Origin of the sequence: Flavobacterium filum DSM 17961 (assembly GCF_000425465.1) — a bacterium.
Classification (GTDB): Bacteria; Bacteroidota; Bacteroidia; order Flavobacteriales; family Flavobacteriaceae; genus Flavobacterium; species Flavobacterium filum.
Genome location: NZ_AUDM01000007.1, coordinates 124,325 through 150,196 on the forward strand (window position 1 = coordinate 124,325; position 25,872 = coordinate 150,196).

Genomic DNA, 25,872 nt, shown 5'->3' on the forward strand with positions numbered 1-25,872 from the left:
AAAAAAGATTATTTTTGCAACCAAATTATAAAAAACACAAAAAATGAAAAAATTAGTAGTATTATTTGTATTGGCTGCAATCAGCTTTTCTTGTTCAAAAAGTGATGATTCAGTTAATGTAACAGAAGCAAAATTAGTTGGTAAGTGGTATTACAAAACAACAAAAGTTGCAGGCGAAACTTTTCCTTATGATGATCATGAAGCATGTGGGAAAGATTATATTCAATTCAGAGAAGATGGTTTCGTAGTTTATGGCGATGTATGGGATTGTGAGTTATTTGAAGATGTTGCTGGTGTATGGTCAATTAGTGGAGATAAAATAACAATTACAGAGGATGGTGTACCTCAAACGGCTACTGTAACTACTTTAAATAGTTCAACTTTAGTAGTAAAATATAAAGATGATTATTTTGAAGATGGAAGTGAGGTAACTATAGTTGTTACTTTTACCAGAAGCTAAAATAAATTAAATAAAAGCTAAGCTGTCTCTAATAAGGCAGCTTTTTTTGTTTTTGTAAAATTGCGTTCACAATACAAAATTGAGCTCCTAAATAGGTACTCATAATCCAAAATGTGCTCATAAAAATTGGAGAATGAAATTTATTAAATGCCAAAATACTATCTGAAATGACAAATAGTAAAGCTCCAATTAAAACCCAAAAATTGCTTGGTTTTTCCCATTGAAAATAGGCTTTAATACTCATTAGTAACATTAAGGAAATAACGATTGCATAAACTGCAACCGGAATTTTCATTTCATGTAATGTATCCCATAATAAGTAGAGTATAGTTAAAAGATAAGCAACTACAAAAGGAATAAATTTTAAGTACGATTTACGTTCATATTGTATCGTTTGTTTCTGAAAAAGAGATAAGTAGATCAGATGTGCCATTAAAAAAGAAATCAATCCGAAAATAAAAAACAGAGCATGTTGATTTGCAAACATCAATAAAACATCACCAATCCAAGAGCAAAATAAGGCTAAGAGAAGTATTTTTTGAGTCTTAAAAGGTTCGCTTATTGAAACAATACTTATTAGAATAGGAATTAAAAGCGGTTTTAACCACCAAGCCATATCTTCTTTTCCACTAATTAAAAGAAGTAAATATAAAAAACTGAATACGATGAAACTTCGGGTAAACTTCTTGCTTTTCATTAGTGTCGTAAATAGGTTGGAGTATGAAATTCATAATTTGAAAAATAATATGAAATCAAAAATGAAACGATGAAATACATCCCTAAAATATAATTTCCAACCAAAAAATGTTGATTCAAACCAAACCAATCTCCATAAAAATATAAAATACCAATACCTAAAAAGGCTCTAAACAATTCAAAAAAGTAGGCAATTGGATTGGTATCCATCAATTCAGTTAAGCTGTAAATAGTTACAAAAACAAAAAGTCCATAAATAAAAATGGTTGGTAAACCAATTGAAGCCACATTAGCAAACAAGAAACTTACAAATCCTAACGTTACAAAAAGTTGAATAATGGAATAGTAAGTTAATAAGTTGGAATGACTGGGTTGGTATTTTTTAAAAGCATACACATCTTCAATTTTATGAACCGGATATCTTTCTTCAAAACCCTCTGGTCTCCAACCCGTTGGCATAAACCATATTCTGAATTTATCTTTCCAATTTTCGGCTCGCCATGCATCTTGGATTAAAAGCCACAAATGCTGAAAATTAATTTTTATCGGATTCCAGGTTTGAGCAGGTCTTGTAATTCCAAAAACAGCAGGAACTTCTTTTAATTCTTCCTGAAAAGTGCCAAACCATTTGTCCCAAAATATAAATATTTGACCGTGATTTTTGTCTAAATATTCTTTGTTTATCGCATGATGCACGCGATGATGAGATGGCGTAACAATGATTTTTTCTAAAATTCCCATTTTACCAATATGTTTGGTATGGTACCAAAATTGTAAAAACAAATGCAATGGCAAAACAATAGCAATGACGGATGCCGGAACGCCTAAAATAGCTGCCGGAAGTAATAAAAAAGTAAATAAATTGACAAACGAAGAAATGGATTGTCTTAATGCACATGCCAAATTGAATTCTTCACTGCTGTGGTGAATAGCATGTTTGTTCCAAAAAATATTGATTTGATGTGACCATCGATGTGTCCAATACCCATAAAAATCAATTACAAAAAAGGCGATAATATAAGTTAGAATTGTGTTTTCAATGGTAAAAATTGCCACTTTACTCACCATCCATTCGTAGGTCAAAATGGAAACACTAATGCCTAATACATCTTTCACAGCATTGGTAATTCCAGAACTTAGACTCGAAACGGTATCCATCAAAGGAGCGGTATCATTTCCTTTAAAATAACCATACGCTTTTTCTATTAAAATAAGTAATAGAAATGCCGGCATGGCTATAATGAGTATTTTACCGTATTGTTCCATTTAAATAATTTCGGCACTTAATCCGGCCTCTAGCAATTGAGTACATTGCGGTTTTAATTCGTCAAAAGGTCCGGTTTTAACCGTGCATTTCCCTTTGTAATGTACTAAAATGGCACATTGTTCGGCTTGTTCACTCGTGTGATGGCAAACGCGAATTAGCGTATCAATCACATGATCAAAAGTGTTCACATCGTCATTAAAAAGCACAATTTCGTTATTGATGCCAACGGCTTCTTCGACTAAAACTTCTTCTTGAATTTTTTCTATCGTACTCATATTTTTTATTTAAAAAGATTTTTGGATTGTTCGATTTTTTGATTTTCGAATAATCTGACAATCTAAAAATCCAACTATCCCAACTGATACTTCAAACTCACCCAATTATTGCGTTCTAAAGTTTTTTCCAATTTCAATCCTAACTCTTGGCAACATTCGTCAATGGCCGGAATATCTTCTTGGTAAAAACCACTCAAAAATAATAAACCATTTTGATTTAAACAATTCACATAACGAGGCATATCGTTCAAAAGTATATTTCGGTTGATATTGGCAATAATTACATCGTATTTTTGATCAATTAATAGCGACGCATCACCTTCATAAACGCTAATGTGTTGGCAGTTATTTCGTTCTGCATTTTCAATCGAATTCAAGTAACACCAATTGTCAATGTCAATCGCATCAATAGGTTTGGCTCCTTTCATTTCTGCTAAAATGGCTAAAATAGCAGTTCCGCAACCCATATCTAAGGTTTTTTTACCAACCAAATCGGTTTCTAATAAATGCTGAATGACCATGTGTGTGGTTTCATGATGACCTGTTCCGAAACTCATTTTTGGTTCGATTATAATATCAAATTCTGCATCGGTTTTAGGATGAAAAGGAGCTCGAACGTGACATGTTCCATCTACATCAATGGGTTCAAAGTTTTTTTCCCATTCTTCATTCCAATTCACTTGTTCAATTTCTTCAATTTGGTAAGAAATTACAAATTCAGGAGAAGTCAAAATATAAATATCCTCCAATATATTGGCTGTCCAAAGTTCTTTTTGAATGTAAGCCGTTACGCCAAATTCGGTTTCTATAAAGCTTTCAAAAGGTTTTTCGCCTAATTCTGCCACTAAAATTTCACAACCCAATTCTTTCGGTTCAACCGTAAAGTGATATCCTAAATATTTGTTTGACATGATTTAATTTTTGGGCAAAGATAACAATGCAATTTCATTCCTTTTACATTCCAAAAATTAAATTACTTTTGCCCAACAAACACAACTACTTTAATGAAAACAAAATGTATACTTTTTTTTGTACTTGTATCCTCATTTTCTTTTGCTCAGGATATTAAATTCAGTACAAAAGATAACGATTTAAAATTAGCCACTTTACCTTATTACAATTACGGTAGAGGATTAGGATTGACATCTCCGGACAGTATTTTTCAGTTGAATATCCGATTCCGAATGCAAAACCGAATGGGTTTTTTAAAAAATGAAGACCAAGAAGAAGCGTTTGAAGGTCAAGTTAGACGTTTGCGATTGCGTTTTGATGGGTATGTAGGAAATCCTAAATTTTTGTATGCTATTCAATTGTCTTTTGCTCCCGGTGATGTAGGCGAAATTGAAGAGGGAGAAAATATCAATATTATTCGCGATGCAGTTGTGTTTTACCGACCCAACAAACACTGGAGTTTTGCCTTTGGGCAAACCAAATTACCGGGGAACAGGCAACGGGTAAATTCTTCAGGAGCCTTACAAATGACTGATAGAACAATTAACAATGCTCGTTTTAATATTGACCGTGATTTTGGGTTTCAAACCTATTTTTTAAACGAGAAGAAAGAAAAGTTTTCTTATAATGTAAAAACCGCGGTTAGTACAGGTAATGGAAGAAACGTAACCAAAAGTCCGGATAATGGTTTTGCCTTAACCGGTAGAATGGAATTGTTTCCGCTAGGTTCATTTTCAAAAGACGGAACCAATTTTGAAGGCGATATTGCTCGAGAACAAAAACCAAAATTGTTACTGGCCGGAACTTTTCATAGAAATGTAAAAGCCCGTCAAACACAAGGACAATTAGGAGTTGATTTGTATGAAAAAAGGAACATGGAATCCGTTTTACTAGATGCCATGGTTAAATATAATGGTTGGGCTTTCATGAGTTCTTACATGAATCGCACCTCAGAGAATCCTTTGACTTTTAATCCTGAAGATGTAAACGACTTCAATTTTGTTTATGTGGGTGATGGATTTGATTACCAATTGAGTTATTTGTTTCCAACTAATTATGAAATAATTGGACGTTTTTCTACACAAAAAGTAGATAAAGATATTCAAGCTTTTACACCCAACACCAAACAATACAGTGTTGGGGTAACCAAATATTTTTGGGAGCATGCTTTCAAATTGCAATCAGAATTTACGGTAGATGAATTGTCTTATTTCAACGGAACTTCACGAACCAATTGGTACATCCGTTTTCAAGTTGAAATTGGAATTTAATCCTTATTTATAAATTTAGTACTTAAAATTGTTTAAAATTTAACAGGAAAACCGTTTCTCACTTTCCGAGAATATCCCTATTTTTGCCCATGCAACACAACGTACTTATTTTAGATTTTGGTTCGCAATACACACAACTTATTGCGAGAAGAGTTCGGGAATTAAACATATTCTGCGAAATTTTTCCTTACAATCATGTTCCTGAAGATTTATCTTCATTTAAAGCAGTAATTCTTTCCGGTAGTCCTTTTTCAGTTCGAGCAGACGATGCTCCTCATCCCGATTTATCTCAAATTAGAGGCAAAATGCCTTTGCTAGCCGTTTGTTATGGAGCTCAATATTTGGCTCATTTTAGCGGTGGCGAAGTAGCTCCTTCTAACATTAGGGAATACGGCAGAGCTAATTTGAGTTTTGTGGATGATCACGACCCGTTTTTTGAAGAAGTGGCTCTTAATAGTCAAGTTTGGATGAGTCATTCAGATACGATTAAAAAATTGCCAACAAATGGAGTTCGATTGGCCAGTACTAAAGATGTAGAAAATGCGGCTTATCGAATTGAAGGTGAAAAAACCTATGCCATTCAATTTCATCCTGAAGTATATCATTCTACCGACGGAAAACAAATGTTGGAAAATTTTTTGGTGCGAATTGCCGAAGTACCACAAAATTTTACTCCTAATGCTTTTGTTGATGAAATTGTAGCCGAATTAAAAGAAAAAATTAAAGACGATAAAGTCGTTTTAGGACTTTCAGGTGGAGTGGATTCTACCGTTGCTGCGGTTTTATTGCATAAAACCATTGGCAAAAATTTGTATTGTATTTTTGTAAATAATGGTTTATTGCGTAAAAATGAATTCCAAAATGTATTAGATCAATACAAAGGAATGGGATTAAATGTGAAAGGTGTTGATGCAACCGACCGATTTTTAGATCAGTTAGCCGGAATTGAAGAACCGGAAGCCAAACGAAAGACTATTGGTCGTGTATTTATAGAAGTTTTTGATGATGAAGCTCATCAAATTGAAGACGTGAAATGGTTGGCACAAGGAACGATTTATCCGGATGTGATTGAATCGGTTTCAGTAAAAGGACCATCGGCTACTATTAAATCGCATCATAATGTGGGCGGATTACCCGATTTTATGAAATTAAAAATTGTTGAACCCCTCCGAATGTTGTTCAAAGATGAAGTGAGAAGAGTAGGAGCTACCTTGGGTATTGACCCGGAATTGTTGGGCAGACATCCCTTTCCAGGTCCAGGTTTGTCAATTCGTATATTAGGTGATATAACTAAAGAAAAAGTTCGTATATTGCAAGATGTTGACGCTATCTTTATTGAAGGATTAAAGTCACACGGTTTGTATAATAAAGTTTGGCAAGCTGGAGCCATTCTTCTGCCTGTAAATAGTGTAGGAGTTATGGGTGACGAGCGAACCTACGAAAAAGTTGTTGCCTTAAGAGCTGTTGAATCTACCGATGGAATGACAGCCGATTGGGTGCATCTGCCGTATGATTTTTTGATGAAAATTTCCAATGAAATCATCAATAAGGTAAAAGGGGTTAACAGAGTTGTGTATGATATCAGTTCAAAACCACCAGCTACTATTGAATGGGAGTAGTTTTTTAATTTTTAGTTAGATGAAGAAGTTTTTATTTGGAGCAATGATTTTGCTTAGCCCCCAAATCACTTTTTCTCAAACCGTTGTAAAACCGGGTATGGATTTAGTTAAACATACCGTTGCTTCTGGAGAAACCGTGTTAGATATTTCAAAAAAATATGTGGTAGATCCGGCAGAAATTTATCGTTCCAATCGTTCAGCCATAGATGGAGTGAAAGAGGGAATGGTATTAGAATTTTATGTTCCTCAAAAGTCACCGGAAATTGTTTTACCTTCTGATAATTACAAGCCTATAAAAGAGTTAGATAAGCAAAAAGAAGTAGAAAAGCCAAAAGAGGTTATCGTAAAAAAAGAAGTTGTAAATTCTAACCTTACTAATGATTCTAAATCAGGTTTTGTTATGCATAAAGTAACAGCAGGTGAAACACTTTATGGTTTGTCAAGACTTTATAATATTTCAGTTGATGAAATTAAAAGTGCAAATGTAATGCTGTTAAAAAACAGTTTACAAGTTGGACAAACACTGAAAATACCCAAAAGTGGTACGGTTATTGAAAAACAAACCAAAGAAGTTGTATCAACAAATAAGCCGGCTGAAATAGCTACTACTGTTGCATCATCTGAAACTGTGATTAAGCATTCAGTTGCTCCAAAAGAAACATTATATGGAATTGCTAAAAAATATAATGTGTCAGTAGAAGCAATTATGAATCAAAATGAAAAATTATTGAAAAACGGATTACAAGCCGGACAAGTATTAACGATTATTTCTAAATAAATTTTGAACTCCATGAGGGTATTTTTCCTAGTTATTGTATGCTGTTTTTTGAGCTTTCAAAATAGTTTCGCTCAACCGAATGAGTCTGTAAAAAAGCATATAGTAGCCAAAGGAGAAACCATCACTCAGATTGCTCAAAAATATAAAGTTACACCTTACGATATTTACAGGATGAATCCTGATGCCAAAAATGGGATTCAAATTGATGCGATTTTATTAATTCCTTCTTCTGATGTGAGTAATTCTTCGGTTCCATTAACGCATGAAGTAAAACCAAAAGAAACTTTATTTGGTATTGCAAAACAATATACAACTACAGTAGAACTTTTAGAGAAATGGAATCCTGATGTTAAAGAAAACGGTTTAAAAGTAGGTCAAATTATTCATGTTTCAGGAAAATCAATTGAGGTTCAAAAATCCAAACCTCAAGAGTCAACAACCCTTTATCACGAAGTTCAAGCTAAAGAAACCCTTTATTCTATTGCTAAACAATATCAAGTTTCTGTAGATGATTTGTCACTTTGGAATCCAAGTGCAAAAGAAGGTTTATCAATTGGTCAAAAATTGATAATCAAAAACGGAAATTCTAAACCATCATTACCTGATGCAACATCTGAAATAAAAAAAGTTTCAAAATCTAACTATTTGGAATATGTAGTTAAACCAAAAGAAACTTTATTTAGTATTTCAAAACTTTTCTCGATGAGTCAAGAAGAATTATTGACGTTGAATCCTGAATTAAAGGAAGGTGTGAAAGAAGGAATGAAACTTCAAGTTCCTGCTCAACGATTTGTGTATTCCGGTAAAACAAAAGAAATCAAGGATTTTACAAAATCGTTGGTTAAAAAAGACAAAAAAGAAATTGTTCTATTACTGCCATTTAATACTTCAAATATCGAAAGTGATACTTCATTGACCACTCAGGCCAGATTAAAAAGAGATGGTTTTTTAAACCTTACTTTAGATTTTTATTCCGGTGCTTTAATGGCAATTGATTCAGCTAAACGATTGGGTTTAAATTTGAATGTTAAAATACTAGATTCTCAAGAAACTAAAAGAGGTTCAAGTGTTTCGTCAATTGTACAAAATCAAAATCTAGCCAAAGCGGATGCCGTTATCGGACCTTTTTATCCTCAATATGTTGAAAAAACTGCCGAATTACTGAGCAGTAGTAATGTGCCGGTAATTTCCCCATTGAGAGAAATAACTTCATCCACCGAAAATGTTTATCAATCTATGCCACCAAACGATTTTGTTAAAAACGAAATGTTTGCCTATATACGCTCTAAAAATGGCAATATGATTGCTTTGGTTGACAGTAAAAAATCGGCTGCTAAGCAATTCATAACAGACTTTCATAAAGATATTTACATAGCACCTTTAAATGAAAAAGGTGGAATTATAAATGATAGTATTTCCCCAAAATTATCAAAGGATAAAATAAACTATTTTATTTTAGAAACGGCTTCTACCGGAATGATTTTTAACGCATTAAGCCAATGTAGTAATGCGAAATCTGCCGGATATAATGCTGAATTAGTGGTATTGGATATTAACAATACTTTCGAAACTGATGAGGTTTTTCCAAGAATTTTAAAGCAACAAATCATATTTCCTTCGCTTACAAGATATCAAGATACACCACAATCGTTGAATTTTGCCATGCAATACAAGAAGAAAAACAATGTGTATCCGAATCAATATGCTGTTCGAGGCTTTGATGTTGTTTTTGATACCATGATGCGATTGTTCCAAAAAGAAGATTTTGAAACGACCATTCAAACGTATGCCTCAGAAGGAGTGGAAAATAAATTTGATTACGAAAAAAGTAGCTCAGGATATTCCAACAAGGGAATTTATATCATGCAATACGTTGAAGATTTTAATGTAAAATTAATGGACTAATGACTTCTAAAGTAACTTATATAGGCGATTTACGCACCACTTCAGTACACCTACAATCGGGAACAGAAATACTATCTGATGCTCCAAAAGATAATCACGGTAAAGGAGAAGCTTTTTCTCCAACTGATTTGGTGGCTAATTCACTAGCTACTTGCATGATTTCTATTATGGGAATAAAATCCAGAGATTTGAATGTAGATTTAACCGGTTCAACTGTTGAAGTCACCAAAATCATGCAGGCAGAGCCTCGTAAAATCGCTAAGATTATCACGGTTTTAAACATGAATCTTGTGGTCGATGATAAAACTAAAACTATTTTAGAAAGAGCCGCCATGACTTGCCCTGTAATGTTGAGTTTGCATCCGGATATTGAAAAAGAAATTACGTTTAACTGGAAATAGTTTCCTGTTGTCGGTTGTCCGTTATAGGTTATCAGACAACCGACAACGGAAAACAGACAAAAGAATTGGACCAACAAAAAATCCTTATTAAATTAGCTCATACAAAAATGCCTTTCGGGAAATACGAGGGACGTTATTTGATTGATTTACCAGAATATTATGTGGTTTGGTATCATCAAAAAGGCTTTCCAAAAGGAGAATTGGGCCAGCAACTCCAATTGGTTTATGAACTCAAATTAAACGGTTTAGAACATTTGGTTCGAACCATTAAAGAAAAATTTCCAAAGCCTTAGCATCTGATTTTCAAAGAATTGTTTTGACATTAGAATATTGTGAAACAATCTCCTTAATTCATTTTTACATTGATGAATTAAATCGTACTTTTGCACCGTTTTGGAGTAAAGTTTTATTCCATTTCACACAACTACAACAACAAACAACAACACAATGAATCAAACGAAGTATATTTTTGTAACCGGTGGCGTAACATCTTCTTTAGGAAAAGGAATTATTGCGGCCTCGTTAGCAAAATTATTGCAAGCCAGAGGTTATCGAACGACCATTCAAAAGTTCGACCCGTATATCAATGTTGATCCGGGAACTTTAAATCCGTATGAGCATGGAGAATGTTATGTAACGGATGATGGAGCGGAAACCGATTTGGATTTAGGTCATTATGAGCGTTTTTTAAACGTACCGACTTCGCAAGCAAATAACGTAACCACCGGAAGAGTCTATCTTTCTGTGATTGAAAAAGAGCGAAGAGGCGAATTTCTTGGTAAAACGGTACAAGTTGTACCACATATTACCAACGAAATTAAAGAGAGAATGCAATTGTTAGGAAATTCTGGTGATTTTGACATTGTGATTACCGAAATTGGCGGTACGGTGGGTGATATTGAATCGTTACCCTACATCGAATCTGTTCGACAATTGTTGTGGGAGTTGGGGGAGGAGAACGCAATTGTCATTCATTTAACGTTAATTCCGTATTTGGCTGCGGCTGGTGAATTAAAAACGAAACCTACGCAACATTCGGTTAAAACGTTGATGGAAAGTGGAATTCAAGCCGATATTTTGGTTTGTAGAACCGAACACGAATTGTCTGATGAATTGCGTCAAAAATTGGCTTTGTTTTGTAATGTAAAACGAGAAGCAGTAATCCAATCGATTGATGCCTCAACGATTTATGATGTACCGAATTTGATGTTGGAAGAAGGTTTGGACAAAGTAGCCTTGAAAAAGTTGAATTTACCCGAAAAATCTTCTCCCGATTTGAAACAATGGAACGAGTTCTTATACAAATTAAAAAACCCAAAACATACGGTTAATATCGGATTGGTTGGAAAATATGTTGAATTGCAAGATTCCTATAAATCGATTTTAGAAGCGTTTATTCATGCCGGTGCTGCCAATGAGACCAAAGTAAATATTGTGAGTGTGCATTCGGAATACATTGATAGAAGCAACGTAGCTGAAAAAATAGGTGGTTTCGACGGAATTTTAGTCGCACCCGGTTTTGGTGAAAGAGGAATTGAAGGAAAAATTGAAACCGTTCGATATGTACGAGAAAATAATATTCCGTTTTTCGGAATTTGTTTGGGAATGCAAATGGCGGTAATCGAATATGCTCGAACCGTACTAGAATTTGAAGATGCCAATTCAACCGAAATGAATCAGCAAACGTCACACCCTGTTATTGATCTGATGGAAGAGCAAAAAACTATTACAGACAAAGGCGGAACTATGCGTTTGGGAAGTTGGAAATGCAACCTTGAAAAAGATACATTAGCGTATCAAATTTATGGAAAAGAGCAAATTCAAGAACGTCATCGTCATCGTTTTGAGTTCAATGGAAAATACAAGGAACAACTTGAAAAAGCAGGTTTAAAAGCAAGTGGAATTAATCCGGATACCGGTTTGGTTGAAATTATTGAAATCGAAAACCATCCGTTTTTTATCGGAGTGCAATACCACCCGGAATATAAAAGTACTGTGGCCAATCCACATCCAATTTTTGTTGGATTTGTTAAAGCTGCCGTTCAACATAAAGTCGTTTCTGTTTAAGTGTAGAAACGCAACAATTGTAATTAGTTAAATAAATGGAAGAAAAAAAATTAGACGTCAACTCGATTATCGGATTCGGATTAATATTCCTGATTCTGATTTGGGTCATGTACAACAGTCAGCAAAACGAAGTAAAGGAAAAAGCAAAAAAGGCACAACAAGAAAAAGTTGAGACCAAAGGAAAAACTACTCCGGTCAAAGTAGCCGAAACAAATGTAAAAACAGTTGCCCCAGTTAGCGATTCTATTCAAGCAGCTCAATTACAAAGTAGTTTAGGGTCTTTTGCTTATTCAGCTTCTCTTCCTTCTGCAAAAAATGATTTTACAACCATTGAAAATGAAGTGGCTCGTTTAAAAATTGCAAATAAAGGAGGTTACATCGTTGAAGCCGAAATGAAAGAATTTGAACAATTCCAAAAAGGTTCAGGTAAAAAAGTGCATTTGATTAAAGACGGGAATGCAGATTTTAATATTGAATTAAAAACTAACGATAATCGAACGTTAAATACAAAAGATTTATTTTTCGAGCCTACGTTAACAAAGGAAGGTAAAAACCAAGTTGTTTCTTTAAAACTAAAAGCTGGAAATAATCAATACTTGGAGTACCGATATGTATTGAAACCAAACGAATATATGCTTGATTTTGCTATTCGTTCACAAGGTTTAAATACGGTTTTAAATACCTCCAATCCGTTAAATTTAGATTGGAAAATCAAAACGTATCGCAATGAGAAAAGTGTAAGCTATGAAAATCGTTACACTGAACTTATTTTTGAATATGAAGGTGGGAAAGACGATTATTTAGGACAAGGTGCTTCAACCTCTGATGAACCGGTAGAGGTGTCGTACATAGCTTTCAAACAACATTTCTTTACATCTGTTTTAATGACGGATACACCTTTTGAAAAAGCAATTGTAGTTTCAGAAAATTTAGTAAAAGATGAAGAGAAAGATACTTTGTTTACCAAACAATTCAAAGCAACTGTACCATTAGCTTTTAAAAATGGTGAAGTGAATTATAATATGAATTGGTATTATGGACCAACTGATTATCATATTTTAAATGATTACGATAAAAACTTAGATGAAATTGTACCGTTGGGATGGGGAATTTTCGGTTGGATAAACCGTTATATTTTTATTCCAACATTTGATTTTCTGATTTTGTTTTTACCTTTCGGTATTGCGATTATTGTATTAACGATTTTGGTCAGAATTGTAATGTCACCGGTAACCTATAAATCGTATTTGTCTCAAGCAAAAATGAAGGTTTTACGTCCGGAAATCCAAGAATTAAATACCAAATTCGGCAAAGATCCAATGAAGAAACAACAAGAAACCATGAAGTTGTATTCTAAAGCGGGAGTAAACCCAATGGCGGGATGTTTACCGGCTTTAATGCAAATTCCGGTGTTTTATGCGTTGTTTAGTTTCTTCCCATCAGCAATTGATTTACGTCAAAAAAGTTTCCTTTGGGCAGATGATTTGTCGTCATTTGATTCCGTTATTAGCTTACCGTTTTACATTCCATTTTATGGTAATCACGTGAGTTTATTTCCTATCTTGGCTTCTATCGCAATTTTCTTTTACATGAAAATGACAACGGGTGATCAAGCCATGAGTGCACCACCACAAGAAGGTATGCCGGATATGGGCAAAATCATGAAAATGATGATTTATTTGTCACCTATCATGATGTTGTTTTTCTTCAACAATTTTGCTTCCGGTTTGAGTTTATATTACTTTGTTTCCAATGCCATTACTATTGGAATCATGTTGGTGATTAAAAATTATATCATTAATGAGGATAAAATTCATGCTCAAATTCAAGAAAATAAAACTAAGCCTAAATCTATGAATCGTTTCCAACGCAAAATGCAAGAAATGATGGAAGAAGCTGAAAAACAAAAGAAATTGAAAAAGTAAATTCATTTAAGCCCTAAATTTGTTTGGGGCTTTTTTTTACAAAATAAACATGGAATTAAAATAGCTTTGTATGTTTTAGTTTTCAATTAATAAATGAAGTAATACAGATGATATTTTTTTGTATTTTGTAAATATTTGAGAACTACATTTTGTGTAGTAAGAGTAATTCTTTTTATAGTTTAAAACATTTTCAAGTCTAAAAATTCACAAGTAAAACCATAAAAAAAGCCCCGAATTATCGGAGCTTTTCTTTTTCATAGCAATAAGATTATTAAGATCCTGGTAAAAGAACTCTGTTTAAAACATGTATTACACCGTTTGCTGCTTGTACGTCAACAGCAATGATTCCAGATGCTCTGTCAGCACCGTCAGTTACATTTGCAATATTTCCACCTGTACCTGGTAAAGTAATATCAAATGTTGCAGATGAACCTAATAAAGTAGGAACTGTAGTAACCCCATTAGGTGTTAATCCACTAGATAATACATTTCCAAAAGCACCACTGGCAACATGGTATTTTAATACCGCATCTAATGTTGGTTCTGGAATTGCAGCTAAATCCGCTGCTCCCAATTCAGATAATAAACTTACAAAAGCATCATTGGTAGGAGCAAATACTGTAAATGGTCCCGCACTGCTTAAAGCAGTTACAAAATCAGTAGTATTACCTTCTCTTGTTAATGCAGCTTGTAATATATCAAAATTTGGATCTGCAACAGCAAATGTTACCACAGTTGGTAATGCAATTACAGCATCTACAATGTGTACAACACCATTTGAAGCAATTACATTTGCAGTTGTAACAGTTGCAACCCCATTTAATTTAACACCTGAAGATTTGTTTACATACATACTCAATGTGTTTCCTGTTGAAGTACCACCAACAGTTGCAGAAGTTTTGATGTATCCTGCATCTGGAAGTTGAGCTGCCTGAACGTTACCCGCTACAACATGGTTTAATAATACTTGTTTCAAAACATCAACAGGTACAGCGTTTAAATTTGCAAATCCATTTGCACTTAAAAAAGAAGCAAAAGCTTCATTTGTTGGAGCAAATACTGTGTAAGAACCAGCACCACTTAAAGTTGAAGTTAATCCAGCTCTTTCTAATGCGGCAACTAAAGAGCTTAAATTTTCATTTTTGGAAGCAATTCCGGCAATTGTGTTGTCATTTGATGAAGAATCATCATCACTACATGAAAATGCAACAACTGCAAAAATAGCTACAAAAGCTGTTTTTAATAAATTTAATTTTTTCATAGATTATGAGTTTTTATTGTTCTCTACAAAGATATACATTTTTTTATATTGTTTAATTATTTTGTTTAAATGATAAACAAAAAATAAATCAAAATACCGTGTAAAAATTTTAAAAACCCTTTATTTTATGGAATTTTACGATTATTCATTGTTAATAACTTTGTTTAATTTTAACACAAATTTAATAAACAAAATATAAAAAAATCAATTTTTGAAGAGTTTAAAAACAATAAATGTTGACTTTAAAAGATAAATTCCGCTCAATAATTCATTAGAAATTGTATTATAACCATTTTTTAATTCTAATGTAGTGATTTTTTGTCCGGTTATGGTATAAAGTTCAAATGATGTAGTATTGGTTAAACCCTCCACCCAAATTTGCCCGCTATTTGTTTGAATGATTTGAGGTTTTTTATTTTCTTCTTTGTTTATTGATAAATTTTCTTCCATAAATAACCATTGATAGGCGGCACCGAATTCATTTCGCCAATAACTTTCTGAATGTGTTCCATTAGCATCAATCTTAGTAAACGTATTGTTGGTTGTTAAACCGTTGTTTTGCATGTTTGTTCTGATGGTGGTTATGTTGGGCACCATTGTGGAAGATTCATTTTGCCCCGCAACAAAATAAACTCTGTGTTGATTTAAATTTGCAACGGAACTTATATAAGTAGTTAATGGAGCTAAAGCGAACCAATAAGCCGGACTAAACGAACCGATTTTCCGAAATGCATTTGGATACTCACAGGCACCATAGGTTGCTATCAGAGCTCCCATCGAACTTCCGATAAGTGCATTCATTTCTGGCTCAGGTCGAGTTCTGAAATTTTCATCTATATAAGGTTTGAGTGTTTCAGCAACAAAAGCCATGTACGCATCTCCTTGTCCACCACCATATTGAGCATTTACCCATGGCGAATATTCATTTAATCGTTCTCCTCCTCCGTTGTCAATTCCCACAACTATTGCTCCGTAATCTCCTTGATTAAACAAATTGTTTAAGGTTTCATCAACTTGCCATTCTCCGGAAAATGAAGTTTGATTGTCAAATAGGTTTTGACCATCTTTCATATAAAGTACCGGATAGTGTTTGGTGGAAGTAAAATAATCCGGTGGCAGATACAACCAGATTCTTCGGTTCCGGTTGAGTTGTGGCATAAAGAAACTCGGACTCAAAATTTGTACATTTGAAGCGGCTGTACTATTATTTCCTCCACCTAAGTCTTCCCAAGAAAGAATACTCAAATTAATCGTTTGTGGATTTCCCGTAAACGTAAAGGAGCGATTGGGTAAAAAACCACCATTGGCATTTCCTTCCACAGTTGGCCAACTTCCACGCGTAAATTTGTATTCAACGGTTCCCGTTCCTTCCGGAATAGTAATTTGAAAGGCTCCTAAACCATCCGGTTGCATAATGAATGCCGAATTACCTGGAGTCCAATTATTGATGCTTCCGGCCAAATAAATTGTTGCTCCAAGCGGAGTATTATTCGGTATAGAAGTAATTCTCAATGTTACTTGAGCTTGAAGTAAAAGCGAAGAAATTAAAAAACTGAATAGACTTATTTTTCTCATAACTGTAGTAAAATTTCCATGATGCTCAAATTTAATAAATTCGTTCGATTTTTCATTGACTTATACTATTTTTGTGAATACATAGTTATAATATTGAATTTTAAAATCACTCACATGCAAATTTCGAAACCTATTTTTTGGCTTTTTATTTTTTCAAATCTAATTTCTTTTGCTCAAGAAAAAACCAATCAATTGGATGAAAATGGAAATAAACATGGAAGTTGGAAAGGCTTTTATGAGGATACTAAAAACTTGAAATATGAAGGCGAGTTTAAAAACGGAAAAGAAGTTGGCTTGTTTACTTTTTATGACAATACAAAAGTAAAATCAATTGTGGCCACTAGAGATTTTTCGGCCAATGACGGTTCTTGTTACACTATTTTTTTCAATGGAAAATTTAAAGTGAGTGAAGGTAAAGTAATCAACAAACAATTTGAAGGTGAATGGAAGTATTATCATTTTAAATCGCCTGACATTATGACCATTGAAAACTATAAAGAAGGAAAATTAAATGGCATCCGAAAAGTTTTTTTTAATAATGGTCAATTGGCTGAAGAAACGAATTACCTAAATGGAATAAAAGAGGGAGCTTCTAAACGGTATGCAGAAAACGGTGTTATTTTAGAAGAAGCCAATTATAAAAATGATGAATACCATGGCATCGTAACGTTTCGCGATGCCACCGGAAAAAGTTATTCCACCGGAGAATATAAAAACGGAAAATCAGTTGGCATTTGGAAGTTTTATGAAAACAACAAATTGGTAAAACAAGAAAACCGTAGCGAAAAGAAAAAAGCCAAACCTAAAACGGCAGCCGGCGAAGCCAAAAGAAAAGTTAAAGCACAGAAACAGTAATTTTAGAAATTCCTACCTTTGCAAAAACTTTTGAAATGAAAAGAGTAGTAGTCGGACTTTCCGGCGGAGTGGATTCTAGTGTTGCGGCTTATTTGTTGAAAGAACAAGGTTACGAAGTTATCGGGTTATTTATGAAAAATTGGCACGATGATTCGGTAACCATTTCAAACGAATGTCCGTGGTTAGAAGATTCCAATGATGCTCTTTTAGTAGCTGAAAAATTAGGCATTCCTTTTCAAACCGTTGATTTAAGTGAACAATACAAAGACCGTATTGTCGATTATATGTTCAAGGAATATGAAAATGGTAGAACACCAAATCCGGACGTGCTTTGCAATCGAGAAATCAAGTTTGATGTTTTTATGAAGATTGCTCTTTCGTTGGGAGCCGATTTTGTGGCCACCGGTCATTATTGCAGAAAAGGAACGATTCAAAAAGAAGGTAAAGAAATCTATCAATTGCTAGCCGGAATTGATGGCAATAAAGATCAATCGTATTTCTTATGTCAATTGTCACAAGAGCAATTGGCAAAAGCATTGTTTCCTATTGGCGAGTTAACTAAACCACAAGTACGAGAGATTGCCGCTCAATTGGATTTAATTACAGCCGAGAAAAAAGATTCCCAAGGGTTATGTTTTATCGGAAAAGTTCGCTTACCTGAATTTTTACAACAACAATTGCAACCTAAAGAGGGCATTATCATCGAAATCGATAAAAATGACTCCATTTACAGTCAACTTAAACCTACTTTTGATTCCTTGGAAGAACAGCTTCAATTTGATGCACAACCCTTGACCTATCTTCCGACTATGGGTAAAATAGTTGGAAAACACCAAGGAGCTCATTATTATACCATCGGTCAACGAAGGGGACTGAATGTGGGAGGAACAAAAGAACCCCTTTTTATCATTCATACTGATGTAAAAACCAACACCATATATACCGGTCAAGGCCATGATCATCCCGGATTATATAGAACGACTTTAAAAGTAAATCCAGATGAAATTCACTGGATAAGAGAAGATTTACGTCTGAATAATGGTGAATCGATGAAGGTCTTAGCCCGAATCAGATACCGTCAAGCTCTGCAAAAAGCCACTTTACATCAATTTGAATCAGGATTGTATGTTGTTTTTGATGAACCACAATCAGCCATCACCGAAGGACAATTTGTAGCATGGAATATTGATGTTGAATTGGTAGGTTCAGGAGTAATTTCGTAACTTAGTGCCCAAACCAAATCAAAATGAGAAAGTTATACCTTTTCTTTTTACTAATCATAGCTCAAATTTCTTTTGCACAAGAAGATGCTTGGGTTTATTTTACTGATAAGCAATCAGTGGATTATTATTTGCAAAACCCAATGGAAATGCTCTCTCAACGAGCATTGGATAGAAGGGCTAATCAAGGTATTTCACTTGACAGTAAAGATGTTCCGATTACGGCTTCCTATCGACAAGCTATAGAAAATCAAACAGGTATTACTGTTCTGGCTCAATCTAAATGGATGAATTGTTTGCATGTAAGAGGTTCAATTGAGAACATTCAAGCGTTAACACAATTGCCTTTTGTAGCCGAAGTATTTTTTGCCGATCGAACGTTGAATACTGCGGGAAGACAATCTTCAAGCAATAAAATTAGTCAGGTGCAAAAAAATCTGGAAACCGAAGAAAATTTTCTTTACGGAAATTCTTCCAATCAAATTCAAATGTTAAATGGTCATTTGTTGCATCAAAATAATTATACCGGTGCCGGAAAAATTATTGCAGTAATGGACAACGGTTTTCCGGGAGTGAATAACATGTCTCCTTTTCAACGTTTAATGCAAAACAACCAAATTTTGGGAGGTTATGATTTTGTAAACCGTGATGAAAATGTTTATGATGGAGGAACGCATGGCACATTAGTGCTATCTACCATGGGAGGATTTGTAGATAACCAACTGGTTGGAACCGCTCCAGATGCCGGCTATTATTTATTCAAAACTGAGGCAACTGATTATGAAAATCCATTAGAAGAATCGTTGTGGGTAGAAGCGGCTGAAATGGCTGATAGTTTGGGTGTAGACATTATCAACACTTCTTTAGGTTACAGCACTTTTGACAATCCTGCCTATAATTATTCGTATGCTGATATGAATGGAGTAACAACCTTTAGTAGTAGAGGTGCTGATATTGCTTTTTCCAGAGGAATATTCATAGTGACTTCTGCAGGGAATTCGGGCAGTGGTTCATGGTTATACATAGCAACCCCTGCAGATGCTATCAATACGTTAACAGTTGGTGCCGTGAATGCTGCCGGAAATTACGCTTCTTTTAGTTCAATTGGTCCATCATCGGATTTACGCATCAAACCTGATGTAGTTGCTCAAGGAGTGAGTTCAATTGTCGCCACAGCATCAGGTACTATTTCTTCCGCAAATGGTACTTCTTTTTCCGGTCCTATAACGGCAGGATTAGTGGCATGCTTATGGCAAGCGTTGCCACAAAAAACCAATGTAGAATTGTTAAACATCATTCGTGAATCTGCTCATTTGTTTCAAAATCCAACGGCTCAATTAGGGTACGGAATTCCGAATTTTAATTTAGCTCTAGAAAATGCACTGGCTTTATGGGAGGTAAAAACCAATAAAGTTAAGGTTTATCCTAATCCGGTAGCTGATCAATTAACACTAATTTTACCTTCAGAAAATACAAATGCTACTTTTGAGCTTTATAATCAATTAGGGCAGTTAATTTTCCAATCTTCTATACTTTCAACACAAAAAAGTATTGATTTTCAAGCTTTTTCATCCGGAGTATACTTTTATAAAATTAAATCTCAAAGTGAAGAAGTTCAAGGTAAATTAATCAAAAAGTAAGCTATACACCTTTCATGAATAGAATAACTACACTTTTCAATATACAATATCCGATTATTCAAGGGGGAATGATTTGGAACAGCGGTTACAAATTAGCCAGTGCGGTGAGTAATGCCGGTGGTTTAGGCTTAATTGGTGCCGGTTCGATGTATCCTGATGTTTTGCGTGAACACATTCAGAAATGCAAAAAAGCAACCGATAAACCTTTTGGTGTTAATGTACCGATGTTGTATCCCAACATTGAAGAAATCATGCAAATTATTGTAGAAGAAGGCGTGAAAATTGTTTTTACTTCTGCTGGAAACCCGAAAACGTGGACTTCTTTTTTAAAAGAAAATGGAATTACTGTGGTTCACGTAGTGAGTAGTTCTAAATTTGCCTTAAAAGCCCAAGAGGCTGGGGTGGATGCCGTTGTTGCCGAAGGTTTTGAAGCAGGTGGACACAATGGAAGAGAAGAAACTACTACCTTGACCTTGATTCCGATGGTGAAAGAAAATATTTCCATCCCTTTAATTGCGGCTGGCGGAATTGCGACCGGAAGAGGAATGTTGGCGGCTATGATTTTGGGTGCCGATGGCGTACAAATGGGTAGTCGTTTTGCGGCTTCAGTGGAAAGTTCGGCACATCAAAATTTCAAACAGACAATTATTGATACCAAAGAAGGGGATACGTTGGTTACCTTAAAAGAACTCGCTCCTGTACGTTTGATTAAGAATAAGTTTTTTAACGATTTACAAGAGTTGTATGCAAAATGTCCAACCACCGAAGAATTAAAAGCATTATTAGGGCGAGCTCGAGCCAAACGCGGCATGTTTGAAGGCGATTTAGTGGAAGGTGAATTAGAAATCGGTCAAATTGCCGGATTAATTCATGATATTATACCGGTCAAAGAAATTATCGATTCAGTAATACAAGAATTTGAAATGGCTAAGAAGGAAGCAGTTTTACTATAATTTTATAGTATTTTTTATTGTTTAAAAAATCTTTTTGTGTGCAGAATTTTTAAAATGTAAATTACATTTCCTTCGACCATAAAATGTATTCCAAATGGGAAATTTTCAAAGAGAGCAATTCGGATAATGGAATATCGTTTAGAAAAATGTAAAGGATTTTCTTTAATATACTGCAAAGTCTTCTTAAAATCCTCTTCATATCGATTACCTAATTCAATGGAAATATCGTCATAGTAGTCAATACCTTTTTGATAATCAAGATGAGCATTATCGTCAAAAAGCAAAATATGACTCATTTTCTTTTGATTTTTGCGAAAAACGCTTCTTCATTTACATAACTGTTTTGACCGTTTTCGTGTTTCGCCAAAAGTTCATCCATTTCTTTTTTATATGCGTCAGAAATTTCAAAACTATTTGCTTTTTCTTTTAAAACTTGCTCCATAAAATTTTTGAGTTTTCTACCTTCTCTTTCAGCCATAATACTCAGCAATGCAAGTGTTTGATTATCTAGAGCAACTTCTTTTCTGTTTTTTTCTTGTTGTAGCATTATTATATAATTTACGGTAAATATACGTATAATATATGTATAATTTACATTATCTCATCATTTTTTAAGCTACCAAAATTTAGAACATAAAAAAACCGCTCAATTTAATATTGAACGGTTTACATTTTATTTTAATAGTAATTTACAAATGAATCACCTCACCATATGCATCTGCCACAGCTTCCATAACCGCTTCACTCATCGTTGGGTGAGGGTGGATGGCTTTTAAGATTTCGTGACCTGTTGTTTCTAATTTACGAGCTACTACGGCTTCGGCAATCATATCGGTTACGCCGGCACCAATCATGTGGCAACCTAACCATTCGCCATATTTGGCATCAAAAATTACTTTTACAAAACCATCCGGAGTACCGGCCGCTTTTGCTTTTCCGGAAGCGGTAAATGGAAATTTACCTACTTTAATTTCGTATCCTTTTTCTTTCGCTTGTTTTTCAGTTAAACCAACGGATGCAATCTCAGGTGTAGCATAGGTACAACCCGGAACGTTTCCATAATCAATTGGTTCTACGTGATGTCCAGCAATTTTTTCAACACACAAAATTCCTTCTGCAGACGCAACGTGAGCCAAAGCTTGTCCGGGAGTAACATCTCCAATGGCATAGTATCCGGGAATATTGGTTTGATAGTAATCGTTTACTAAAATTTTATCTCTGTCAGTAGCAATACCCACTTCCTCTAATCCGATGTTTTCAATATTTGTTTTGATACCTACTGCAGATAACAAAATATCAGCTTCTAACACTTCTTCGCCTTTTGCTGTTTTTACAAATGCTTTTACTCCATTTCCACTAGTGTCAATTCGTTCAACAGAAGAATTAGTCATAATAGAAATTCCGGATTTTTTTAACGAACGCTCAAATTGTTTTGATACATCTTCATCTTCCACCGGAACGATGTTAGGCATGAATTCAACAATAGTTACTTCCGTTCCCATTGCATTATAAAAACTGGCAAACTCAACACCAATAGCACCTGAACCCACCACAATCATTTTCTTTGGTTGTTCCGGTAAGGTCATGGCTTGACGATAGCCAATTACTTTTTTACCATCTTGTGGAAGATTAGGCAACTCACGTGAACGAGCACCGGTAGCAATGATAATATGATCTGCACTGTATTCTGTTACTTTTCCATCTGCCGCAGTAACATCTATTTTTTTACCCGGTTTTATTTTTCCAAAACCTTCAATCACATCAATTTTATTCTTTTTCATTAGGAATTGAACGCCTTTGCTCATCCCGTCTGCCACTCCACGGCTACGGTTGATTACCGCTCCAAAATCTTTGTCAAAGTCTTTTACGGTCAATCCATAATCGGATGCGTGTTTTAGGTACTCAAATACTTGTGCAGATTTTAAAAGGGCTTTTGTTGGGATACAACCCCAATTTAAACAAACGCCACCTAAATTTTCTTTTTCAATAACGGCTACTTTAAAGCCTAACTGTGAAGCACGAATGGCTGTTACATAACCACCGGGACCACTACCTAAAACAATAATATCGTATTTCATTATGAAGGGATTTTTCGTAATTAATTGAGTGCGAAAATAAGGATTTATTATGTCTTTTAAAAGTTTTTTTTATTCAGTTGTCTGTTGACTGTTGTCAGTTATCAGTTATCAGTTTTCAGATAACCGACAACAGACAACCGCCAACTATTCATTCACAAACTGTGCATCATACAAATTTTTATACACGCCATTTTCTTTATTAACCAAATCAGCATGCTTTCCTTGTTCAACGATTTTACCTTTATCCATCACAATAATTTTATCGGCATTGATAACGGTGGCTAATCGATGTGCAATAACAATAGAGGTTCTTCCTTTGGTGATTTTTTCAGTGGCTTGTTGAATCAATTCTTCCGAATAGCTATCAATGGAAGAGGTAGCCTCATCCAATATTAAAATACTCGGATTACTTACATACGCTCGTAAAAATGCAATCAATTGTCGTTGACCCGAAGAAAGCATTACACCGCGTTCTTTTACATTATAATCATAACCATTCGGGAGACTCATGATAAAATCATGGACACCAATTTTTTGTGCGGCAGTAATAACATCTTCTCGAGAAATAGATGGATTGTCTAAAGTGATGTTGTTTAAAATGGTATCGGCAAACAAAAATACATCTTGCAAAACTACCGCAATTTGCTTGCGTAAACTCTTCAATTCAAAGCTCTTGATGTCTTTTCCATCAATGGATATGGTACCACTCTGAATTTCGTAAAATCGATTCAATAAATTGATAATCGTTGATTTTCCGGCTCCGGTAGAACCCACAATAGCTATGGTTTCACCCGGATTTACTTCTAAATTAATGCCTTTGATGATTTCTTCTCCATCAATATAACTGAAATGCACATTTTGAAACGATAGTTTACCATCAAAATGAGGAGCAATTTCTGTCCCGTCTTGTTGTACTTGGTCTTCAATATCTAAAATATGAAAAACTCGATTGGCAGCAATCATTCCCATTTGCATTTCATTGAATTTATCAGCGATTTGACGAAGTGGATTGAATAACATTCCAATCAACATGGTATAAGTAAATAAATCTCCAAAAGAAGTAGTAGTATCGCCTTCTACCAAGGATAAACCACCAAAGTAAATTACCAATGCAAGTGTTAGATATGTAACCAAATCCGCAATAGGGAAGAAAATAGAGTTATACCAAACGGTTTTAATCCACGCTTTGTTGTGTTTGTCGTTGATTTCCTTGAATTTTTCATATTCAATTTGCTCACGCGAAAAGAGTTGCACTATTTTCATGCCGGTCACACGTTCTTGAACAAAAGTATTCAAGTTAGCTACTTGTGTTCGCACTTCTTCAAAAGCGACCTTCATTTTCAATTGAAAAATTCGAGTGGCATAAATCAAAATCGGCATGGCTAAAATGGCTATCCAAGAGAGTTTCCAATTCATGAAAAACATGACGATAATTACGGCAACCATTTTCATTAAGTCACTTATAATCATAAATAAACCTTGACTGAAAATCCGTGCAATGGCTTCAATATCAGATACGGAACGCGTCACCAATTGTCCAACCGGAGAATTGTCGTAGTATTTCATTTTGAATCGCAACATGTGTTGGAAGAGTTTCACACGAATATCCCGCACAATATCCTGTCCCAACCAATTGGCCCAGTAGACAAAGTAAAATTGTGAAAGTACCTCCATTAACAAAATGAATCCCATTAGGAGGATATATACTAAAAGTCCTTCTTTGTCTTGTGTTTGAATATAATCATCCACCGTTTTTTTAAGCAAATAGGGGCGAAGTGCAGCAAAAACAGACAGCCCAATAGCCCAAATAATTACCCCTCTAAACAGCCATTGATAAGGTTTAGTGTAGATTAAAATCCGTTTGAAGAGTTTGGTGTCAAATGCTTTCATTCGGTTGGGTAGGGGTATTTAATTTCGGTTAAATATAATCCGTGAGCTGGGACTGAAAATCCTGCCTGACCACGGTTTTTACTGGCAATAATATGATGTAATTGTTTCGGTTCAATTTTTCCTTGACCGATATTTATCATGGTGCCAACGATGGCTCTGACCATGTTTCGCAAAAAACGATCGGCAGTAATGGTAAATACCAATGCATTTCCATTTTGTTGCCAATAAGCGTTTTTTATTTTGCAATTAAAGGTAAACACATCGGTGTTGACTTTTGAAAAACATTCAAAATCGGTGTATTCCTTTAAAATAGATGCTGCTTCGTTCATTTTTTCAATCGATAACGGATAATGATGGTACCAACTCAACTCATGAATAAACGCATCTTTTGTGGTATGAATATGGTATTCATATGTGCGTTCTGTGGCATCAAAACGAGCGTGAGCCTCATCATGAACGGCAAATATGGAATAAATTACAATGTCTTTGGGTAAAAATGAATTGAGTTTTGGCAATAAAATAGCAGCATCAATTTGTTCTTCCATATCAAAATGAGCGAACATTTCTTTGGCATGAACACCAGCATCGGTACGTCCTGCGGCTACCAGTTCAATTTTTAGTTTAAGCAACAACGACAAACCTTTTTCTAAGGTTTCTTGTACGGAAGTAGCGTTGGGTTGCGATTGCCAACCGTGGTAATGGGTTCCGTTGTAAGCTAATTTGATAAAATACCTCATATTTCCATTCGCAAAGATAATTGAATTGAATGGGTTATGAATTGGAAA

24 protein-coding genes are annotated in these 25,872 nt (G+C 34.7%); 13 read left to right on the top strand and 11 right to left on the bottom strand.

What is annotated here, in order from left to right; all coding sequences use genetic code 11:
• Positions 1–43: 43 nt before the first annotated feature.
• Positions 44–460, top strand: a complete 417-nt coding sequence (locus tag H601_RS0104995; RefSeq protein WP_026710485.1) for a lipocalin-like domain-containing protein — start codon at positions 44–46, stop codon at positions 458–460.
• 28 nt (positions 461–488) lie between these two features.
• Here H601_RS0104995 and H601_RS0105000 read toward each other — a convergent pair whose 3' ends face one another.
• The 4 genes from H601_RS0105000 to prmA form a co-directional block, all read right to left on the bottom strand.
• On the bottom strand, positions 489–1,157 hold the full coding sequence (locus H601_RS0105000) for a lysoplasmalogenase (protein ID WP_026710486.1): 669 nt from the start codon (positions 1,155–1,157) through the stop codon (positions 489–491).
• On the bottom strand, positions 1,157–2,422 hold the full coding sequence (locus H601_RS0105005) for a sterol desaturase family protein (protein WP_026710487.1): 1,266 nt from the start codon (positions 2,420–2,422) through the stop codon (positions 1,157–1,159). Before H601_RS0105005 ends, H601_RS0105000 begins: the two co-directional genes overlap by 1 nt.
• On the bottom strand, positions 2,423–2,698 hold the full coding sequence (locus H601_RS0105010; protein WP_026710488.1) for an ATP-dependent Clp protease adaptor ClpS: 276 nt from the start codon (positions 2,696–2,698) through the stop codon (positions 2,423–2,425).
• 74 nt (positions 2,699–2,772) lie between these two features.
• Entirely contained in the window at positions 2,773–3,609 is an 837-nt protein-coding gene (gene prmA, locus H601_RS0105015) for a 50S ribosomal protein L11 methyltransferase (RefSeq protein WP_026710489.1), read from the bottom strand.
• A gap of 93 nt (positions 3,610–3,702) precedes the next feature.
• On the opposite strand from prmA, the gene H601_RS0105020 reads away from it, so the two are divergent.
• The 8 genes from H601_RS0105020 to yidC all read left to right on the top strand — a co-directional run bounded on the left by H601_RS0105020 (position 3,703) and on the right by yidC (position 13,615).
• Positions 3,703–4,920: a porin gene (locus H601_RS0105020; RefSeq protein WP_026710490.1), complete on the top strand. Its 1,218-nt coding sequence runs from the start codon at positions 3,703–3,705 to the stop codon at positions 4,918–4,920.
• 89 nt (positions 4,921–5,009) lie between these two features.
• Positions 5,010–6,539, top strand: coding sequence for a glutamine-hydrolyzing GMP synthase (guaA, locus tag H601_RS0105025; protein WP_026710491.1), 1,530 nt, complete (start codon positions 5,010–5,012; stop codon positions 6,537–6,539).
• Between the two features lie 19 nt (positions 6,540–6,558).
• Positions 6,559–7,317: a LysM peptidoglycan-binding domain-containing protein gene (locus H601_RS0105030; protein WP_026710492.1), complete on the top strand. Its 759-nt coding sequence runs from the start codon at positions 6,559–6,561 to the stop codon at positions 7,315–7,317.
• A gap of 12 nt (positions 7,318–7,329) precedes the next feature.
• Positions 7,330–9,222, top strand: coding sequence for a PBP1 and LysM peptidoglycan-binding domain-containing protein (locus tag H601_RS0105035; RefSeq protein WP_026710493.1), 1,893 nt, complete (start codon positions 7,330–7,332; stop codon positions 9,220–9,222).
• Positions 9,222–9,623, top strand: coding sequence for an OsmC family protein (locus H601_RS0105040; RefSeq protein ID WP_026710494.1), 402 nt, complete (start codon positions 9,222–9,224; stop codon positions 9,621–9,623). The genes H601_RS0105035 and H601_RS0105040 overlap by 1 nt, the downstream gene beginning before the upstream one ends.
• A 65-nt stretch (positions 9,624–9,688) precedes the next feature.
• Positions 9,689–9,916 (top strand): DUF3820 family protein, encoded by a 228-nt coding sequence (locus H601_RS0105045; protein WP_026710495.1) that lies wholly within the window; start codon positions 9,689–9,691, stop codon positions 9,914–9,916.
• Positions 9,917–10,070: 154 nt separating this feature from the next.
• The gene (locus tag H601_RS0105055) at positions 10,071–11,690 is read left to right on the top strand and encodes a CTP synthase (protein WP_026710496.1); all 1,620 of its coding nucleotides are present in this window, start codon (positions 10,071–10,073) and stop codon (positions 11,688–11,690) included.
• Positions 11,691–11,725: 35 nt separating this feature from the next.
• Entirely contained in the window at positions 11,726–13,615 is a 1,890-nt protein-coding gene (gene yidC, locus H601_RS0105060) for a membrane protein insertase YidC (RefSeq protein WP_026710497.1), read from the top strand.
• Between the two features lie 271 nt (positions 13,616–13,886).
• On the opposite strand, the gene H601_RS0105065 is transcribed toward yidC, so the two are convergent.
• Together H601_RS0105065 and H601_RS16060 are read right to left on the bottom strand one after the other, a co-directional pair.
• Positions 13,887–14,876 carry a fasciclin domain-containing protein gene (locus tag H601_RS0105065; protein ID WP_026710498.1) on the bottom strand — a complete coding sequence of 330 codons (990 nt, stop codon included), beginning with the start codon at positions 14,874–14,876 and terminating at the stop codon, positions 13,887–13,889.
• Positions 14,877–15,080: 204 nt separating this feature from the next.
• Positions 15,081–16,451, bottom strand: a complete 1,371-nt coding sequence (locus H601_RS16060) for an alpha/beta hydrolase-fold protein (RefSeq protein ID WP_051220663.1) — start codon at positions 16,449–16,451, stop codon at positions 15,081–15,083.
• Between the two features lie 114 nt (positions 16,452–16,565).
• On the opposite strand from H601_RS16060, the gene H601_RS15265 reads away from it, so the two are divergent.
• The 4 genes from H601_RS15265 to H601_RS0105090 are packed head-to-tail and all read left to right on the top strand — an operon-like array spanning position 16,566 to position 21,119.
• Entirely contained in the window at positions 16,566–17,306 is a 741-nt protein-coding gene (locus H601_RS15265) for a toxin-antitoxin system YwqK family antitoxin (protein WP_051220667.1), read from the top strand.
• A 35-nt stretch (positions 17,307–17,341) separates the two neighbouring features.
• The gene (gene mnmA, locus H601_RS0105080) at positions 17,342–18,529 is read left to right on the top strand and encodes a tRNA 2-thiouridine(34) synthase MnmA (RefSeq protein WP_026710499.1); all 1,188 of its coding nucleotides are present in this window, start codon (positions 17,342–17,344) and stop codon (positions 18,527–18,529) included.
• Between the two features lie 23 nt (positions 18,530–18,552).
• Positions 18,553–20,166 (top strand): S8 family serine peptidase, encoded by a 1,614-nt coding sequence (locus tag H601_RS0105085; RefSeq protein ID WP_026710500.1) that lies wholly within the window; start codon positions 18,553–18,555, stop codon positions 20,164–20,166.
• 14 nt (positions 20,167–20,180) lie between these two features.
• On the top strand, positions 20,181–21,119 hold the full coding sequence (locus H601_RS0105090; protein ID WP_026710501.1) for an NAD(P)H-dependent flavin oxidoreductase: 939 nt from the start codon (positions 20,181–20,183) through the stop codon (positions 21,117–21,119).
• Between the two features lie 14 nt (positions 21,120–21,133).
• Here the strand turns inward: H601_RS0105090 and H601_RS15270 are convergent, their stop codons facing one another.
• The 5 genes from H601_RS15270 to truA all read right to left on the bottom strand — a co-directional run bounded on the left by H601_RS15270 (position 21,134) and on the right by truA (position 25,824).
• Positions 21,134–21,415 (bottom strand): hypothetical protein, encoded by a 282-nt coding sequence (locus H601_RS15270; protein WP_035655564.1) that lies wholly within the window; start codon positions 21,413–21,415, stop codon positions 21,134–21,136.
• Positions 21,412–21,666, bottom strand: a complete 255-nt coding sequence (locus tag H601_RS0105100) for a hypothetical protein (RefSeq protein WP_026710502.1) — start codon at positions 21,664–21,666, stop codon at positions 21,412–21,414. The genes H601_RS15270 and H601_RS0105100 overlap by 4 nt, the downstream gene beginning before the upstream one ends.
• Positions 21,667–21,808: 142 nt before the next feature.
• The gene (lpdA, locus tag H601_RS0105105) at positions 21,809–23,197 is read right to left on the bottom strand and encodes a dihydrolipoyl dehydrogenase (protein ID WP_035655566.1); all 1,389 of its coding nucleotides are present in this window, start codon (positions 23,195–23,197) and stop codon (positions 21,809–21,811) included.
• A gap of 144 nt (positions 23,198–23,341) precedes the next feature.
• Positions 23,342–25,087: an ABC transporter ATP-binding protein gene (locus H601_RS0105110; protein ID WP_026710504.1), complete on the bottom strand. Its 1,746-nt coding sequence runs from the start codon at positions 25,085–25,087 to the stop codon at positions 23,342–23,344.
• The gene (gene truA / locus H601_RS0105115; RefSeq protein ID WP_026710505.1) at positions 25,084–25,824 is read right to left on the bottom strand and encodes a tRNA pseudouridine(38-40) synthase TruA; all 741 of its coding nucleotides are present in this window, start codon (positions 25,822–25,824) and stop codon (positions 25,084–25,086) included. Before truA ends, H601_RS0105110 begins: the two co-directional genes overlap by 4 nt.
• Between the last annotated feature and the right edge of the window lie 48 nt (positions 25,825–25,872).

Excerpts from the sequence above, each read along its gene's own strand:
- H601_RS0104995 (WP_026710485.1), top strand. The coding sequence starts at position 44 with ATGAAAAAATTAGTAGTATTATTTGTATTGGCTGCAATCAGCTTTTCT.
- H601_RS0105000 (WP_026710486.1), bottom strand. The coding sequence starts at position 1,157 with ATGAAAAGCAAGAAGTTTACCCGAAGTTTCATCGTATTCAGTTTTTTA.
- H601_RS0105005 (WP_026710487.1), bottom strand. The coding sequence starts at position 2,422 with ATGGAACAATACGGTAAAATACTCATTATAGCCATGCCGGCATTTCTA.
- H601_RS0105010 (WP_026710488.1), bottom strand. The coding sequence starts at position 2,698 with ATGAGTACGATAGAAAAAATTCAAGAAGAAGTTTTAGTCGAAGAAGCC.
- prmA (WP_026710489.1), bottom strand. The coding sequence starts at position 3,609 with ATGTCAAACAAATATTTAGGATATCACTTTACGGTTGAACCGAAAGAA.
- H601_RS0105020 (WP_026710490.1), top strand. The coding sequence starts at position 3,703 with ATGAAAACAAAATGTATACTTTTTTTTGTACTTGTATCCTCATTTTCT.
- guaA (WP_026710491.1), top strand. The coding sequence starts at position 5,010 with ATGCAACACAACGTACTTATTTTAGATTTTGGTTCGCAATACACACAA.
- H601_RS0105030 (WP_026710492.1), top strand. The coding sequence starts at position 6,559 with ATGAAGAAGTTTTTATTTGGAGCAATGATTTTGCTTAGCCCCCAAATC.
- H601_RS0105035 (WP_026710493.1), top strand. The coding sequence starts at position 7,330 with ATGAGGGTATTTTTCCTAGTTATTGTATGCTGTTTTTTGAGCTTTCAA.
- H601_RS0105040 (WP_026710494.1), top strand. The coding sequence starts at position 9,222 with ATGACTTCTAAAGTAACTTATATAGGCGATTTACGCACCACTTCAGTA.
- H601_RS0105055 (WP_026710496.1), top strand. The coding sequence starts at position 10,071 with ATGAATCAAACGAAGTATATTTTTGTAACCGGTGGCGTAACATCTTCT.
- yidC (WP_026710497.1), top strand. The coding sequence starts at position 11,726 with ATGGAAGAAAAAAAATTAGACGTCAACTCGATTATCGGATTCGGATTA.
- H601_RS0105065 (WP_026710498.1), bottom strand. The coding sequence starts at position 14,876 with ATGAAAAAATTAAATTTATTAAAAACAGCTTTTGTAGCTATTTTTGCA.
- H601_RS16060 (WP_051220663.1), bottom strand. The coding sequence starts at position 16,451 with ATGAGAAAAATAAGTCTATTCAGTTTTTTAATTTCTTCGCTTTTACTT.
- H601_RS15265 (WP_051220667.1), top strand. The coding sequence starts at position 16,566 with ATGCAAATTTCGAAACCTATTTTTTGGCTTTTTATTTTTTCAAATCTA.
- mnmA (WP_026710499.1), top strand. The coding sequence starts at position 17,342 with ATGAAAAGAGTAGTAGTCGGACTTTCCGGCGGAGTGGATTCTAGTGTT.
- H601_RS0105085 (WP_026710500.1), top strand. The coding sequence starts at position 18,553 with ATGAGAAAGTTATACCTTTTCTTTTTACTAATCATAGCTCAAATTTCT.
- H601_RS0105090 (WP_026710501.1), top strand. The coding sequence starts at position 20,181 with ATGAATAGAATAACTACACTTTTCAATATACAATATCCGATTATTCAA.
- H601_RS15270 (WP_035655564.1), bottom strand. The coding sequence starts at position 21,415 with ATGAGTCATATTTTGCTTTTTGACGATAATGCTCATCTTGATTATCAA.
- H601_RS0105100 (WP_026710502.1), bottom strand. The coding sequence starts at position 21,666 with ATGCTACAACAAGAAAAAAACAGAAAAGAAGTTGCTCTAGATAATCAA.
- lpdA (WP_035655566.1), bottom strand. The coding sequence starts at position 23,197 with ATGAAATACGATATTATTGTTTTAGGTAGTGGTCCCGGTGGTTATGTA.
- H601_RS0105110 (WP_026710504.1), bottom strand. The coding sequence starts at position 25,087 with ATGAAAGCATTTGACACCAAACTCTTCAAACGGATTTTAATCTACACT.
- truA (WP_026710505.1), bottom strand. The coding sequence starts at position 25,824 with ATGAGGTATTTTATCAAATTAGCTTACAACGGAACCCATTACCACGGT.